At 67.3% G+C, this 15,154-nt stretch carries 15 protein-coding genes and 3 pseudogenes; 13 read left to right on the plus strand and 5 right to left on the minus strand.

Features of this window, described 5'->3' with window-relative positions; genetic code table 11:
* Positions 1-375: 375 nt before the first annotated feature.
* The 11 genes and pseudogenes from G4G28_RS26475 to G4G28_RS15195 all read left to right on the plus strand — a co-directional run bounded on the left by G4G28_RS26475 (position 376) and on the right by G4G28_RS15195 (position 8,924).
* Complete coding sequence (locus G4G28_RS26475; RefSeq protein ID WP_229425098.1) at positions 376-1,203, plus strand: cache domain-containing protein; 828 nt, start codon at positions 376-378, stop codon at positions 1,201-1,203.
* Positions 1,185-1,598 (plus strand): HAMP domain-containing protein, encoded by a 414-nt coding sequence (locus G4G28_RS26480; protein ID WP_229507663.1) that lies wholly within the window; start codon positions 1,185-1,187, stop codon positions 1,596-1,598. The genes G4G28_RS26475 and G4G28_RS26480 overlap by 19 nt, the downstream gene beginning before the upstream one ends.
* Positions 1,519-2,064, plus strand: a pseudogene (locus G4G28_RS26485) (sensor histidine kinase); the annotation flags it as partial. The gene G4G28_RS26480 and the pseudogene G4G28_RS26485, both read left to right, overlap by 80 nt.
* A 127-nt stretch (positions 2,065-2,191) precedes the next feature.
* Positions 2,192-2,605: a response regulator gene (locus G4G28_RS26490; RefSeq protein ID WP_229507664.1), complete on the plus strand. Its 414-nt coding sequence runs from the start codon at positions 2,192-2,194 to the stop codon at positions 2,603-2,605.
* A gap of 72 nt (positions 2,606-2,677) precedes the next feature.
* Positions 2,678-4,312 carry a Na+/H+ antiporter gene (locus G4G28_RS15175; RefSeq protein WP_183107542.1) on the plus strand — a complete coding sequence of 545 codons (1,635 nt, stop codon included), beginning with the start codon at positions 2,678-2,680 and terminating at the stop codon, positions 4,310-4,312.
* A gap of 158 nt (positions 4,313-4,470) precedes the next feature.
* On the plus strand, positions 4,471-5,607 hold the full coding sequence (locus G4G28_RS15180; protein ID WP_182988905.1) for a DNA topoisomerase IB: 1,137 nt from the start codon (positions 4,471-4,473) through the stop codon (positions 5,605-5,607).
* A 24-nt stretch (positions 5,608-5,631) separates the two neighbouring features.
* Positions 5,632-6,720 (plus strand): L-dopachrome tautomerase-related protein, encoded by a 1,089-nt coding sequence (locus tag G4G28_RS15185; protein WP_183107543.1) that lies wholly within the window; start codon positions 5,632-5,634, stop codon positions 6,718-6,720.
* A 158-nt stretch (positions 6,721-6,878) separates the two neighbouring features.
* Positions 6,879-7,088: pseudogene (locus G4G28_RS29350) on the plus strand (ATP-binding cassette domain-containing protein); the annotation flags it as partial.
* A pseudogene (locus G4G28_RS29355) lies at positions 7,042-7,395 on the plus strand (ATP-binding cassette domain-containing protein); the annotation flags it as partial. The pseudogenes G4G28_RS29350 and G4G28_RS29355, both read left to right, overlap by 47 nt.
* Before the next feature lie 100 nt (positions 7,396-7,495).
* Complete coding sequence (locus tag G4G28_RS26495; protein WP_229507665.1) at positions 7,496-7,828, plus strand: hypothetical protein; 333 nt, start codon at positions 7,496-7,498, stop codon at positions 7,826-7,828.
* Positions 7,800-8,924 (plus strand): ABC transporter permease, encoded by a 1,125-nt coding sequence (locus tag G4G28_RS15195; RefSeq protein ID WP_183107545.1) that lies wholly within the window; start codon positions 7,800-7,802, stop codon positions 8,922-8,924. Before G4G28_RS26495 ends, G4G28_RS15195 begins: the two co-directional genes overlap by 29 nt.
* A gap of 37 nt (positions 8,925-8,961) precedes the next feature.
* Here G4G28_RS15195 and G4G28_RS15200 read toward each other — a convergent pair whose 3' ends face one another.
* From G4G28_RS15200 to G4G28_RS15210, 3 genes are all read right to left on the minus strand, one after another.
* Entirely contained in the window at positions 8,962-9,165 is a 204-nt protein-coding gene (locus tag G4G28_RS15200; protein ID WP_183108515.1) for a DUF4019 domain-containing protein, read from the minus strand.
* Positions 9,166-9,548: 383 nt separating this feature from the next.
* Positions 9,549-10,754, minus strand: a complete 1,206-nt coding sequence (gene pncB, locus G4G28_RS15205; protein ID WP_182988909.1) for a nicotinate phosphoribosyltransferase — start codon at positions 10,752-10,754, stop codon at positions 9,549-9,551.
* A gap of 16 nt (positions 10,755-10,770) precedes the next feature.
* A complete protein-coding gene (locus tag G4G28_RS15210; RefSeq protein ID WP_182988910.1) occupies positions 10,771-11,256 on the minus strand; it encodes an SET domain-containing protein in 486 nt (161 codons plus the stop codon).
* Positions 11,257-11,602: 346 nt separating this feature from the next.
* Here G4G28_RS15210 and G4G28_RS15215 point away from each other — a divergent pair, with 346 nt between their 5' ends.
* Both G4G28_RS15215 and G4G28_RS15220 read left to right on the plus strand, forming a co-directional pair.
* Positions 11,603-12,151, plus strand: coding sequence for a GNAT family N-acetyltransferase (locus G4G28_RS15215; protein ID WP_182988911.1), 549 nt, complete (start codon positions 11,603-11,605; stop codon positions 12,149-12,151).
* A gap of 123 nt (positions 12,152-12,274) precedes the next feature.
* Positions 12,275-12,619, plus strand: a complete 345-nt coding sequence (locus tag G4G28_RS15220; RefSeq protein ID WP_182988912.1) for a hypothetical protein — start codon at positions 12,275-12,277, stop codon at positions 12,617-12,619.
* A gap of 211 nt (positions 12,620-12,830) precedes the next feature.
* On the opposite strand, the gene G4G28_RS15225 is transcribed toward G4G28_RS15220, so the two are convergent.
* Positions 12,831-14,510, minus strand: a complete 1,680-nt coding sequence (locus G4G28_RS15225) for an AMP-binding protein (protein WP_182988913.1) — start codon at positions 14,508-14,510, stop codon at positions 12,831-12,833.
* Between the two features lie 136 nt (positions 14,511-14,646).
* Positions 14,647-14,961 carry a hypothetical protein gene (locus G4G28_RS15230; protein WP_183107546.1) on the minus strand — a complete coding sequence of 105 codons (315 nt, stop codon included), beginning with the start codon at positions 14,959-14,961 and terminating at the stop codon, positions 14,647-14,649.
* Positions 14,962-15,154: the final 193 nt, after the last annotated feature.

Consider the following 15,154-nt stretch of genomic DNA (forward strand, 5'->3'; position numbering starts at 1 on the left):
CGGTGCCGGCCGCTCCCGCTATGCTGGCGGGCACCCCGCCTGCGCCCTTGCCCGTGCCCGCAGCGCCCCCAGCCTGTGGCGCGGCCATGCCCGCCGCATGGAACCTGGCGTGCGCCGCTGCGCGCCCGCGGCAAACTATGTGTATATGCACTTTTGTGACTGGCGAAGGAACCAAAATTTAGTACAATCGGGAAACGTTGAGGAGCGGGGAGACCACGACGGGAAACCCATGCCGGCAGCTTGCCGCCAACGGGTGGACGCTTTACCCACTACACACAAGAAGATGACGAGATCACACCGGACTGCCCCATTCCGGCCCCTGGCAACCACCGACGCGCGCCGAACCGCCCGCTGCGGCTTGCTTGCGGCGCAGCGATGAAACCATCAAGCGGCTTCTTCCGCCTTACCAGCCTGCGCAGCAGGCTGATGCTGCTGGTCGCCCTGGCGATCCTGCCGCTTGCCCTGATGACGATCCTGGGTGGCGTGCGCGAACGCGAACAGGCCATCCGCGCCTCCGAAGACAACCTGCGCCGCCTGACCAGCCTGGCCGCCGCCAACGAGGCGCAATCGGTCGAGCGCGCGCGCCAGATCCTGGTCGACCTGGCCAGCGTGCCCGATTTGCTGGGCCCTGCTCCGCGCTGCAATGCCCTGCTGGCCGACGTCCTCGACCGCAACGAAGGCTATGTCAACTTCGGCCTGATCCAGCTTAACGGCGAGGTCAGCTGCAGCGCCGTGCCGATGCTCCATCCGGTCAACCTGGGCGACCGCGCCCACTTCAAGCGCGCCATCCTCGAGCGCCGCTTCATCGCCGGCGACTACGTGTTCGGCCGCGTGATCCGGCGCCACACGATCAACCTCACCTATCCCGTGATCGACCGCGCCGGCAAGGTCGTGGCGGTGGTGTTCGCGGCCATGGACCTGGCGGGCCTGGACACCTTCGTCGCCGACATCAACCTGCCGCCCGGCTCGGTGCTGGTGACCTCCGACGCCAACGGCACCATCATTTCGCGCCGCCCCGACCCGGAGCGCTGGTTCGGCACCAAGGCCTCGACCACCATGCGCGACGCGATGCGCAGCGCCGGCCGGCGCGCCGTCGTGATCCGCGACGACGACGGCATCGAGCGCCTGCATACCTTTGCCCGCGTGGGGGGCCCGCGCTGTCGGACTACACCGTCACCATCGGCGTGCCGGTCGACAGCGTGACGATCGGCGCGCGCCGCGCCCAGTTCATGTCCCTGATCGGCCTGGCCGCCACCACCATGCTGGCCCTGCTGGCGGCCTGGCTGGCCGGCGACGTGCTGATCGTGCAGCGGGTGAGGAAGCTCATGGACACGGCGCGCCGCATCGCCGCCGGCGAACTCGATGCGCGCTCGGGCATCCCCTACGAACGCGAAGAGATCGGCCGCCTGGCCGAGGCGCTCGACGAGATGGCGGCCACGCTGCAGAAGAAGGAAGCGGCGCGCGGCCTGGCCGAGCGCGAGCTGCGCGCGGCCGACCAGCGCAAGGATGAATTCGGCGATGCTCGCACACGAGCTGCGCAACCCGCTGGCGCCGATCAGCACCGGCGCCCACCTGTTGAAGCTCCTGCACTCGGATAACGCCCAGATCACCCAGACCTGCGCCATCATCGCGCGCCAGGTCGAACACATGACGGGCCTGGTCGACGACCTGCTCGATGTCTCGCGCGTGACCCGCGGCCTGGTCTCGCTGTCGACCGGGGTGCTCGACCTGCGCCGCGTCATCGACGACGCCGCCGAACAGATCCGGCCGCTGATCTCGACGCGCCGCCACACCGTGCTGCTCGACCTGCCGCCGGAGCCGGCCACGGTCAAGGGCGACCACAAGCGCCTGGTGCAGGTGATCGCCAACCTGCTCAACAACGCCAACAAGTACACGCCCGAGGGCGGCCGCATCGAGCTGCGCCTGTTCAGCGAAGGGGGAGAGCATGTGGTGACCGTCACCGACGACGGCATCGGCATGGAGCCGCAGCTGGTGGCGCGCGTGTTCGACCTGTTCACCCAGGCCGAGCGCACCCCCGACCGCTCGCAGGGCGGACTGGGCCTGGGCCTGGCGCTGGCCAAGAGCCTGGTCGAACTGCACGGCGGTAAGGTAGAGGCGACCAGTCCGGCCTGGGCAAGGGCAGCACCTTCACCGTGCGCCTGCCGCGCCACACCCAGAACTGCCTTTGATCGTGGCGCAAACCTCGGGCCACGGCGCCGCCGTCAAACCGCTGAAGGTGCTGCTGGTGGACGACAACCTCGACGCCGCCCATACGCTGCAGCTGTTCCTGCGCGCGGCCGGCCACGAAGTCGAAATCGCCTATTGCGGCGCCGACGCCGTCGACCTGGCCCGGGTGTTCGCCCCCGACGTCTGCCTGCTCGACATCGGCCTGCCCGACTTCGATGGCAACGAGCTGGCACGGCGCCTGCGTCGCCTGCCGCAGGCCACCGGTGCGACCCTGATCGCGATGACCGGCTACGGCCGCCAGCAGGACCGCGACGCCGCCCAGGCGGCAGGCTTCGACCACTACATGGTCAAGCCGGTCAATACCGTGCAGCTGTCGGACCTGCTGGCCGAGGCGGCCGAGGCCCAGCACCCGCGGTAAGGCCCTCCGCGCCCGTCCGCCATCCCCTGGCACATTCCCGTATCATCGCTGCTCGACGATGAGGGAATGAAAATGGATTCGATGGACGTGGTGCTGGCCATGCTGCTGGCCGTGATCGGAAGCGGGTATCTCGTGCGCCTGCTGCCCTTCGGCCTGCCCCTGCCCCTGGTCCAGATCGCGCTCGGCGCCATCATCGCCGGCGTCTTCAAGCACGGCGTCACGCTCGACCCCGAACTCTTCTTCGTGCTCTTCCTGCCACCCCTGCTCTTTCTCGACGGCTGGCGCATCCCCAAGGTGGGCCTGTTCCGCGACAAGGGCACCATCCTTGAACTGGCCCTGGGCCTGGTGGTCTTTACCGTGGTCGGCGCGGGCTTCCTGATCCACTGGCTGGTACCAGGCATGCCGCTCGCCGTTGCCTTCGCCCTGGCCGCCATCGTCGCCCCGACCGATCCGGTGGCCCTGTCCGCGATCACGGCGCGCGTTCCCGTGCCGCGCCGCCTGATGCACATCCTCGAGGGCGAATCCCTGCTCAACGATGCCAGCGGCCTAGTGTGCTTCCGCTTTGCCGTCGCCGCCGCCATGACCGGCAGCTTCTCGCTGGCGACGGCTTCGCTGACCTTCCTGTGGGTGGCGCTGGCCGGGGTGGCGTGCGGGGTCGGCGTCACGCTCGCCATCTCCTTCGCGCAGCGCGTGGCCGCCGGTCGCGTCGGCGAAGAGCCCGGCTCGCCGATCCTGGTGAACCTGCTGATACCCTTCGGCGCCTACCTGGCCGCCGAGCACCTCGAGGCCTCGGGCATCCTGGCGGCGGTGGCGGCCGGCGTCACGATGAGCTATGTCGAACTGTCGGGCCGCGCGCTGGCCACCACCCGCGTGCGCCGCGCCGTGGTCTGGGACACGGTGCAGTTCGCGCTCAACGGCGTGATGTTCGTGCTGCTGGGCGAACAGCTGCCCGAGATCGTCGGGCGCACGCTGGCCGACAGCCGGCTCGACACCGGCGCCACGCCGCTGCAACTGGCGGGGACCGCGCTGGCGATCGCGCTGGCGCTGACGCTCCTGCGCCTGGTCTGGGTGTGGGTATCGCTGCGCCTGACGCTGCGCCATGCGCGCCGCCAGGGGCAGGAAGTCTACAAGCCGGGCTTCCGCCTGGTGCTGGCCACCTCGCTGGCGGGGGTGCGCGGCGCGATCACGATGGCCGGCGTCCTGACCTTGCCCCTGACCCTGCCGGGCGGTGCGCCCTTCCCGGGGCGCGACCTGGCCATCTTCTACGCCAGTTCCGTCATCATCCTGTCGCTGCTGGCGGCCAGCGTGGCGCTGCCGCGCCTGCTGCGTGGCCTGGAGGTGCCGGAAGAAAGCGGCGAGGAAGCCGCGGAAGACCATGCGCGCCACGCGGCCGCCGTCGCCGCGATCGCGGCCGTCGACAAGGCGGCGCACGCCCGTATCGAAGACGAGCTCGACATCGATGCCGACGTCCATGCCAGCGCGGTCGACCATGTCCGCGGCATCTACGAGCATCGACTCGGCGGCGAGGGTGCCTACGACCCTTCGCGTTCGCGCGTGGCCGAGCAGACCGAGCGCGATTACCGGCTGGCGGCGCTGCAGGCCGAGCGCCGCGCGATCCTGGCACTGGTGCATGCGCGCAGCCTGTCGGACGAGACGGCGCGCAAGCTGCTGCGCGAAATCGACCTGGTCGAGGCACGCTACCGGTAGCGAGGGCGGCCGTGGCCGCCCTCGGCTGCAACGTTTGCCCACCGCTTCGGCCCTGTGACGCCGGTCGCCCGGGCGCTCTCGAGCGTTAGCTCGCGAACGGTGTGCGCATGCAGAAGGCGTAACATCGGCGCGGCATGTTCCACTTCCGATCGGCACCCATGACTCTCGATACCCAGCCATCAAGCGATGCGGCGCCGCTCAGCGATCCGCCCGTTGCCGCCAGGGCGGCCGGCCTGCGCTACGTCCACGACGACAAGCCGGGCATCCGCCGCGAGCGCAATGGCGAGGGCTTCCGCTACGTTTCGCCCAAGGACGAGCCCATCGAAGACGAGGCCACGCTGGCGCGCATCAAGTCGCTGGCGATTCCCCCCGCCTGGACGGAAGTGTGGATCTGCCCCCAGGCCAATGGCCACCTCCAGGCTACGGGGCGCGACGCGCGCGGGCGCAAGCAGTACCGCTACCATCCGAAATGGCGCAGCGTGCGCGACGAAGCGAAATACGAACGCATGATCAACTTCGGCAAGGCGCTGCCGGCGATTCGCTCCGAGGTCGACCGCGCCCTGAAACTCCCCGGCCTGCCGCGCGAGAAGATGCTGGCCACCATCGTCTACCTGCTCGAGGCGACGATGATGCGCGTCGGGAACGAGGAATATGCCCGCACCAACAAGTCCTTTGGCCTCACCACGCTGCGCAACCGCCACGTGAAGGTCGACGGCAGCGATGTCGAGTTCCGGTTCCGGGGAAAAAGCGGGGTGTACCACAAGATCCAGGTGCACGACCGCCGCGTGGCCCGCATCATCCGCAGCACGCGCGACCTGCCTGGCCAGGAACTGTTCCAGTACGTGGGCGAAGACGGCGAGACCCACAGCATCGATTCCAGCGACGTCAACGACTACCTGCGTTCGATCACCGGCGAAGACTACACGGCCAAGGACTTCCGCACCTGGTCCGGCACGGTGCTGGCGGCACTGGCCCTGCAGGAATTCGAGAAGTTCGATTCCGAGACCCAGGCCAGGAAGAACATCGTGCGCGCCATCGAATCGGTGGCCGAAAAACTCGGCAACACGCCTTCGGTCTGCCGCAAGTGCTATGTGCACCCGGGCGTGCTCGATGCTTACCTCGACGGCGCCGTGCTCGAGGCCCTGCGCGAACGCACCGAGGAAGAGCTGAGCGAAGACCTGCACGCGCTGCAGCCGGAAGAAGCGGCCGTGCTGGCCATGCTGCAGCAGCGCCTGGCCCACGATGCCGAGCGCGCCGCGGCCAGCAAGGGCAAGGGCCAGCGCAAGGCCGCTTGAGCCACCCCTGCAACAGGAGAACACATGAACGACACCGCCGCAGCTTCCCTTCCCTTGCGCGAAAACGCCTGCACGATCGAGCGCGTGGCCCGATTTGAGCACCAAGTGACCGGCGTTACCGTCAGCGAAGACGGCCGCATCTTCGTCAACTTCCCGCGCTGGACCGAGGACGCGCCGGTGTCGGTGGCCGAGCTGCTGGCCGGCGGCGAAGTCAAACCCTATCCTGACGAGGAATGGAACGCCTGGCGCAATGCGCGCAAGGACGAACTCTCGCCCGGAGAGCATTGGGTATGCGTGCAGAGCGTGGTCGCCGACGGCCGCGGCAGCCTGTGGGTGCTCGACCCGGCGGCGCCGGCGCAGAGCCACGTGGTATCCGGCGGCCCGAAGCTGGTGCAGGTCGACCTGACCAGCGACAAGCCGGTGCGCACGATCGCGTTCGACGAAGACACGGCGCCGCAAGGCTCCTACCTGAACGACGTGCGCTTTTCCCCGGATGGGGCCTGGGCCTACATCACCGATTCTGGCGTGAAAGGCGCGCTCGTCGTCGTGGAACTGGCAAGCGGGCGCGCCGTGCGGGTCCTCGACGGCGACCCGTCGACGCAGATGAAGAAGGGACTGGACGTCAAGGCCGACGGCGCCGTGCTGCGCCGGCCGGACGGGCGCGGCGTGGAGTTTTCCGCCGATGGCATCGAACTGTCCGGCGACGGCGCCTGGCTGTACTGGCAGGCGATCAAGGGCGACATCCTGTACCGCATCGCGACAAGCGTGCTGCAGGGCGCCGGGATGCGCGGCGAGGATGTCGGCGCCAGCGTCGAGGACTATGGCCACAACGGCGTCAACGACGGCCTGTTGATCGCGCGCGGAACCGAGCGCATGCTGCTGACGGCGGTCGAACACGACGCCATCCGGATGCGCGACCTGGCCCGGGGTCCGCAGGCCCCCCTGGTCACGCTGGTGCAGGACGCGCGCCTGCGCTGGCCCGACACCTTCAGCCAGGGACCGGACGGCAGCGTGTATGTGACCACCTCGCATATCCAGGATTCGGCCTTCTTCAAGCCGGACGCGCCGGGCGCCCTGCCGACCGAACTGTGGAAGCTGCGTCCGGCGGAGTAAACCCGGGGAGCCGGCGCCTTTTTGCCGGGCAGGCATGCATATCCAATGATGCTTGCCTTTCCGTCAAGGTCTCGTTATCGTGCAGCTTCCTCCCTGCTGGAGCCGCCCATGCGTCGACCTTTCCCGCTGTCCTCTTCAGCTTGCGCGCTGGGGGCGCCATGAGCCCCGCCATCGAACTGTCCGGCGTCGACAAGCGGCTGGGCGCGCGCGATGTGCTGGGTGGGGTCTCGCTGCAGGTACCGGGCGGCAGCGTCTTCGCCTTCCTCGGCAATAACGGCGCCGGCAAATCGACGACGATCCGCATCCTCACCGGCCTGCTCGATGCCGACCGCGGCGAGGTGCGTGTCCTCGGCCGCGCACTCCCGGACGCGCGCATGGAGGTGCTGCGCGAGGTCGGCTGCCTGGTCGATTCCCCCCGCGCTCTACCCCAACCTGAGCGCCACGGAGCTGCTCGAGATCGGCCGTCGCATCAAGGGTTTGCCGCGCTCGGAAAGCGCACGCGTGCTCGAGCTGGTGGAACTGACGCCGCATGCCCGCGAGCGCATCGCCGGTTTCTCGCTGGGCATGCGCCAGCGCCTCGCCCTGGCGCATGCGATGCTGGGCGGGCCCCGCCTCCTGATCCTGGACGAGCCGGGCAACGGGCTCGACCCGCAAGGCATGCGCGACATCCGTGCCCTGCTGGCCGCCCTGCCGGCGCGTACCGGCTGCACCGTGTTCCTGTCCAGCCACCAGCTCGACGAAGTGGAAAAGATCGCCACCCACGTCGCGGTGCTGCATGGGGGCCGGGTCCTGTGCCGGGGAAGCGGTGCCGCGCCTGCTGGCCAGCCAGCCGGGCAGCCTGGCGCTGGAGGTGGACGACGCCAGGCGTGCCCAGGCCGTGCTGGCAGGCCTGGGCCGGCCGGCTCGCATGCTCGATGGCCGCCGGCTGGAGGTGGCGGCCATCGATGCACAAGGGGGCGCGCCGCTGCATGCGGCCCTGGTGGGTGCCGGCGTGGCGCTCTACCAGTCGGTTCACCGGCGGCCCACGCTGGAACAATGGTTCCTCGAACTCACCACGACGGATGCGAACAAGGAGCGCCATGCTGCTCGCGACACTGTTCCGGCTTGAGGCGATGAAGGCGCGCCGTTCGCTGGCGCTCTTGATGATGCTGGCCTGTCCGCTGATGGTGGTGCTGCTCAACACGGGCATGCTGCTGCGCCAGGTGGGTGCCGATGGTGTGCCGCCGCGCGCCTGGGAAGGCTTCTGGCTGGGCAACCAGGCCCTGTGGTGCTACTTCATGCTGCCGCTCTACCTGGCGCTGTGCACGGCGCTCGTCAACGGTGTCGAGCACCGCCAGCACGGCTGGCGCCTGATGCTGACCCTGCCCGTGGGCGCGCGCCAGCTCTACCTGGCCAAGCTCTTGCTGGCCCTGGTCATGGCCGCCATCGCCCACCTCTGCCTGCTGCTCTTCACCTGGGCGGTGACGATGCTGCCGCTGGGCGCACCCGCACCGCACGGCGCGTTCGGGGCGATGACGATTGCGATGCTGGGGGCGCTGGCGGCCAGCCTGCCCGTCCTGGTGCTGCAGCATACGCTCAGCTGGACCAGCCAGAACATCGTCACGCCGCTCGCGCTGGGCGTGTGCGCGACAATGGGCGTGATCCAGCTCGGCAGCTCCGAGCACTGGCGCCTGTTTCCCGGACCTACCCCTGATGGCAGCCAACGGCAGCGACCCGGCCATGCGCGATGCCGCCCTGCTGCTCGGGCTGGCGGTCGGCGCCGGGTTGCTGGCGCTGGGCTGCTGGTGGGCCGGACGCCGGCGCCAGCCGGCGTGATCGTGGCAGTTAAGCTGACGTCTTCCAGGTTGAACCGCAAAGACCTTGTAGGGTGGGCGGCTCTACCCCGGCAGAGTGTCCACCCGCTGCTTGAATGCCGCCCACGCGTTCAACCACGCCCTGAAACCTCGCGAGGAATCGCCTGCTGGTTGAACGCGTGGGCGGCGCAGACCTTGCCGGTTCGCTGGCTGACAGGGTGGAGCCGCCCACCCTACGGGCCTGTGCATGGTTCGGGAAGAAAATGCGATGTCACATGTGCGTCGGGACGAACAGGAGCGCCTGACAACAGCTTCAGAACAAGGCGCGTCGTCGAAGACAGTACGAGCGTACGGCGAGACGATGCAACCCTGGACTGGAGGTGTTGTCGGGCGCTCCACAGCATGGCTTGAATGACCGGCATGACGCCCTGACCGGGCGCCCCAGCCCTTACTGCACGCGGTAGGTCGCGACTTTCCAGCTGCCGTCCGGCTGGCGCATCGGCACCACCGTCTCGACGACCCCGGCGCGGGTGGCGAAATCGGTCGTGTAGCGGATGATGACGAATTCGCCCGGCGGCGAGCCGGGCGCATCGCGCGTGTAGGCTGCCGCCACGGTCTTGCGCGACTTGACTGCGCCCAGCGGCGCACGCACGGTCCTGCCGACGTCGAGCCAGCCGCTGCGTCCGACTGCCTTTGCAGCAGCGGTGCGCCCTGCTCCCAGGCGGCGCCGGCCTGGCCGGCATCCATCAGCGCCAGCCAGCGTCCGCTGGCCTCGACCGCGGCCTCGATCGCCGCCTTCTGTGCAGGATCGACAGCGGCCGCCTTGGGTGCGATGGTGCCGGCCTTGGGCCGCGGGGCCTGGGTGGAGGCGGTGGCGGTGCCGGCCGGGGTGGCCGCTGGTGCCGCTGGTGCCGCTGGTGCCGCTGGCGGGGTCTGCTGCGCATGGGCCGGCGCGATCGCGGCGGCGCCGGCGGCGGCTATCGCTGGTAGGGTTTTCATGGTGGTACTCCTTCTTCTGTGGGGGGCGGTGGCCGGTCAGTCGGCCGGTCCGGTGGGTTCGGCGTGGTTGAATACCTGGCGCAAATAGGCCAGGAAGGTTTCGTCGTTGCTCATCGACTTGCCGGCGGTGTCGGACAGCTTGGCCACCGGCTGGCCGTTGCAGCGCACCAGCTTCATGACGATGTTCAGCGCCTTGTAGGGCGTGTCGTTGGTGAGCTGGGTGCCGATGCCGAAACCGAGCATCACGCGGTCGGCGAAATGGCGGTACAGGGCCAGCGCCTTGGGCACCGTCAGCGCGTCGGAGAACACGAGGCGCTTGGTGCGCGCATCGATGCGCAGCCTGGCGTAATGCGCCAGCGCCTTCTCGCCCCATTCCGTCGGGTCGCCGGAATCGTGGCGCAAGCCGTCGAAGAGCTTGGCGAAATACAGGTCGAAATCGTTCAGAAAGGCGTCCATGCCGACCACGTCGGTCAAGGCGGTGCCGAGGTCGCCGCGGTACTCCTGCACCCAATCCTCGAGCGCCGCCTTTTGAAAATCGCGCAGGCGCACCCCGAAGGACTGGAAGGCCTGCATGTATTCGTGCGCCATGGTGCCGATCGGTACCAGGTTGTACTTCTTCGCCAGGTAGACGTTGGAGGTGCCCTTGAAGTACTGCGGCAGCTCGCACGCCAGCGTCGACACGACTTCGTCCTGCCACGCGCCCGAGAAGCGCCGGCGCACGCCGAAATCGAAGAATTCGAAGGGATTGGCGCGCGGCGGTTCCTGCTCGAATGCGCGCAGCTGCTCGACCTTCAGCGCCAGCCGTTTGCGCGCTTCTTCGATCGCCGCAGCCTGGTCGAAGCGGCGGAAATACAGCTCGTTGACGATGTAGAGCACGTAGATCTCGAAGCCCATCACGTGCACCACCGGGCCACAGGCGCGGATGCGCAGGTGCGGTCCGTCGGTTTCCACCGTGATGAACTTGCGCTGGAAGCGAAACACCGTGAGGAAGTCCGCGAAGTCGCTCTTGATGAAGCGCAGCTTGCGCAGGTACTCGACTTCGTCCTCGGTGAACATCATCGAGCACAGGTGGTCGAGCTCGCGCTCGACTTCCTCTTTCAGCTCGGCGAGCGGATAGGCGGGCTCGTTGCGGCACTTGAACTCGTACTCGCCATGGGCGTTCGGATGGCGGTGCAGCAGGGCCTGCCACATGGTGAACTTGTAGAGGTCGGTCTCGAGCAGGCTGCGAACGATCGGTTTCATGGCGCGGGTTCCTCCTTCAAGCCGCTTTTTTGCGCTTCTTTGGCGCCAGCATGGTGCCGGTGCAGCCCGGCGTGCCGCAACGGCAGGCGAACAGTTTTTTCAGCGCCGGCGTATGGCGTTCGTCGTAGATCAGCGCGTAGTTGTAGTTCAGCTCCTGGCCCGCCTCGATCGGATGCAGCGCATGGATGTAGACGCGGCCGTCTTCCTCGTAGGCCTCGCAGTTGGGCGAACAGGCATGGTTGATCCAGCGCGCCTCGTTGCCGCGTCGGCCGCCATCGATGACGCGGCCATCGTGCAGGCTGAAGTAGAAAGTATGGTTGATCGGCCCCCCGGCCCTGGCCGCGCGCTCGGTCGCCTCGTCCCAGCTGATGCGTTCGCCCCGGTATTCGATGATGCGCTCGCCTGGCTCGATGTGGCGCCGGGCGAAGACGCCGTTGCCGTGGATCGGGGACTTCTTGACTTCGTAGGCCGGGTCGGCCTTGGCTGCGGATGTGGTGGGCATGTAGGGATTGGGAGGGCGAGGGTAGGATGCGAAATTGAAATCGTTACTATTATGGTACGTTTTTGTGTTGCCTGCCGCACTACAGCACACTTTCGGTGGCAGCCCCTTCCACTTGGCGCGTACACGACCATGCAGGACTCCAATCCTCTTGATCCGAAGGCGCTGACGCATCCGCCACAGTCCGGGGCGTGCAGAACGCCTGCCTGCGGCCGCTGGCGCCCATTCGGCGGTGTCGGACTGATATGATGCATGCTCATGCGTACGACGCCCGGACGGCGCCGCATACCTTATCCATCGGGCCTGGCGGCACTCCCGATGCCTTCCCGCCGCCAACGCGAGAACGAACATGGACACCATCGCTTTGACCTCCGGCGCCAGCCTCGCCATCCTGCCCGTCGCCATTGAGCATGCGGATGGACTGGCGGCGCTGGTGTGCGAGAACGCTGGGCACCTGGGCGAATATTTGCCCGCGGTGGCCGAGCTCGGCTCGCCTGACGCCGCGCGCAGCCATCTCCAGGCTGCCATCGCACGCGCGGCGGCAGGCGCCAGCTTCGAATGGCATCTGTTCCTGAATGATCAGCTGTGCGGCGCCATCCGCCTGAAGAACATCGACAGCGACAACCGCAAGGCGGAGATTGGCTATTTCCTGGGCAGTGCCTTCGGCGGCCAGGGTATCGCCACCCTCGCCGTGCGCGCAGTACTCGGCTATTCATTTGCCTCCCTGGACCTCAACCGCCTCGAATTGCGTTGTGCCGCGGCGAACACGCCCAGCATCCGCGTGGCCGAGCGCTTGGGCTTCACGCTGGAGGGCGTGCTGCGCCAGGATGAGTGGCTGGACGGGGGCTTTGTCGACGTGCATGTCTTTGGGCTGCTGCGTGCCGAGTTCGCGGCTTGATGTGCAACACCGGCATGTTTTTCAGGGGCTTTTGGCCAAGTGAATGTATTCGTGCGCAACTCCATCTGGCGAATCCGGTCACCGGTCTCCACAGTCATTCGCAGTCGGCGAGGAATAATGATCATGGATCCATTCTCGGATTTACCTTACCTGGTTCACACCGGACGTGAACTCGAATTGATGGTCGCGGGCCGCAAACCGCTTGTGGTATTCTGCGACGCTTATCCTGCAGAAGCTTGTGAAGAGATCATTCCAGAGCAGGCATTCGCACCTTACCTGGCGACAGGAAAGCTCGACAAGCGCGAGTTCGTCGAACTCCTCGATCGCCCGGCGCCGGCCAGTTATCGCCAGCTCAAGGGATATCGCTGCGTACTGTATTCGACCCCGGAGGAGAACTGGCGAATCGATGCGTACATCGAGATGAAAGCGCAGGCCAGCCTCCAGGTTGGCGACCGGCCGGCCACGTAGCCGACGCATGGCAATCCGACACAAGGGAGAATGTGATCATTTCCGAAGTCATCGATTTTGTTGGTCATGCTATCGAAGGAATGACCGTATGGCGTTATCTGTTTTCGCCCGCCTACCGCGCCACCGTGCACGAGCGATGGCGTGACGAATCCCGTTTTGACATCGGAATGGAAGTCCTCAACTTCGCTCTGAGTTTCATCTTTGTTAGCCTTCAGTTGCCGACGTCCTCTTCGCGGAACTCGAGACCCGTGCCCGGGGCCGTGTCGCGCGTGGATTCCTCCTTGCGCAGCTCGACGCGGCGGATCTTGCCCGAAATGGTCTTCGGCAGTTCGCGGAACTCGATGCGGCGGATGCGCTTGTAGGGCGCGAGGCGCTCGCGGGCAAAGGCGAAGATTTCGCGCGCCAGTTCGCGGCTCGGTTCGACACCCGGGCGCAGCGTGATGAAAGCCTTCGGGACCGACAGGCGCAGCGGGTCCGGGCTGGGTACGATCGCCGCTTCCATTACCATCTCGTGCTCGACCAGCACGCTCTCGAGCTCGAACGGACTGATGCGGTAGTCGGACGACTTGAAAACATCGTCGTTGCGGCCGACGTAGAAGTAATAGCCGTCCTCGTCGACGGTGGCGGTGTCGCCGGTGTGGTAGAAGCCGGCGCGCATCACGTCCGCCGTTTTTTCCTCGTCGCCCTCGTAGGCCAGCATCAGGCCGAGCGGACGGGGTTCGAGCTTCACCGAGATCTCGCCTTCGCTGGCCGGCTGGTCGTCGCCATCGAGCAGCGTGACCGTATAGCCCGGCAGCGGACGGCCCATCGAGCCGGGTTTCAGGAGCTGGCCCGGCGGATTGCCGATCTGGGCCGTGGTTTCGGACTGGCCGAAACCGTCGCGGATGCGGATGCCCCAGGCGCGTTCGACCTGTTCGATCACTTCGGGGTTGAGCGGCTCGCCAGCGCCCACCAGTTCGCGCAGCGGCGGCTTCCATTGCGACAGGTCTTCCTTGATCAGCATGCGCCAGACCGTCGGCGGCGCGCACAGCGAGGTCACGCCGCAGCGCTGCACGGTTTCCAGCGCCGCCTTGGCGGAAAAGCGCTCGTAGTTGTAGACGAAAATGGTGGCGCCCGCGTTCCAGGGCGCGAAGAAGCAGCTCCAGGCATGCTTGGCCCAGCCGGGCGAGCTGATGTTCCAGTGGACATCGCCCTTTTGCAGGCCGATCCAGTACATGGTCGACAGGTGGCCGACCGGATAGCTCTGCTGGCTGTGCAGCACCAGCTTCGGCTTGGCCGTGGTGCCGGAGGTGAAGTACAGCAGCAGCGGGTCGGTGGCGCGCGACTCGCCTTTCGGGGTGAAAACGCTCAGCACGCTGCGTGCTTTCTCGAAATCGTGCCAGCCCTCGAGCGCGCCGCCGACGGCGATGCGCGTGAAATTGCCCGTCACACCTTCGAACTTGTGCGCCTCCGACACCTGCGCGATCACGTGGCGCACACGTCCGCGGTCCATGCGGTCCTGCAGGTCGGCGGTCGAGACCAGCATGGTGGTGGGCACCAGCACGGCGCCGAGCTTGATCCCGGCCAGCATGATTTCCCACAGCTCGACCCGGTTCGGCAGCATCAGGAGCACGCGGTCGCCGCGCTCGACCCCGCACTGCTGCAGGTACTGGGCTACCTGGTTCGAGCGCGCCGCCATGTCGGCGAACGAGATCTTCTGCTCGCGCCCGTCTTCCTCGACCACCCACAGCGCGGGCGCGTGGTTGTCCTTCGCTTCGACGTCGAAGAAGTCGAGTCCCCAGTTGAAGGCATCGAGCTTCGGTGCCTGGTAGTCGCGGTAGGCGATGTCGTAATCAAGACGGTGCTGCTGCAGGAAGTCGCGCGCCTGCGCGAAACGCTGATACGGGGTCATGGTGTCTCCTGTGCGCTGATGACGGTGGCCAGGCGCGGCGCGCCGATGGCGTGACCGCAGCCCGATCCCTGTGTGTTGTCTGTTTGCGCACATTGTGCCACGGCTTGGCCGTGGCGACGGGCGATTCGCGTGGCGTCTATTGCGGTCCGCCGCTGGCGAGGCTGCAGGTAAAGGCATACGGTGTCGTCGTCGGGATCGCCTTGCCGTTGCGCACATCGATCAGGCCCTTCGTGATCAGGTATTGCCCGTCCGCCCCCGCCCTGCCCAGCACGACGCCAGGCATCCTCGTTTTCACATCCTTGCCCAAGCGGATGCCGGCAGCGGCGAGCGCGTCGGTGAATTCCTCCAGGCGGGCGTTGCAGATTTCGCCCTGGATCACCATCGCGCCGAAGCCGCCCATCATGCTGACGTTCTTCAAGCATGCCTTGCCCAGGGTGACCGGTCCGGACAACCGCAGGCCTTCGTCGCGCGGCAGCTTCCGGGCGGCCCCGTTCAGCCAGTCGGTTGCCGCGCCGCGCCGGCGCCGGCGGCAGCCGTGTCGCAGGAGAGGAGGCGCAGCTTTTCCTCGTCGAGCGAGGCGTGGGCCGCGCTTGCAAACGACAGGCCGCACAAGAGAAGTGGAGCAAAAAGTGCTTCATGGTGTC

The sequence above is a fragment of the Massilia sp. Dwa41.01b genome (assembly GCF_014171775.1).
Lineage (GTDB): Bacteria > Pseudomonadota > Gammaproteobacteria > Burkholderiales > Burkholderiaceae_D > Telluria.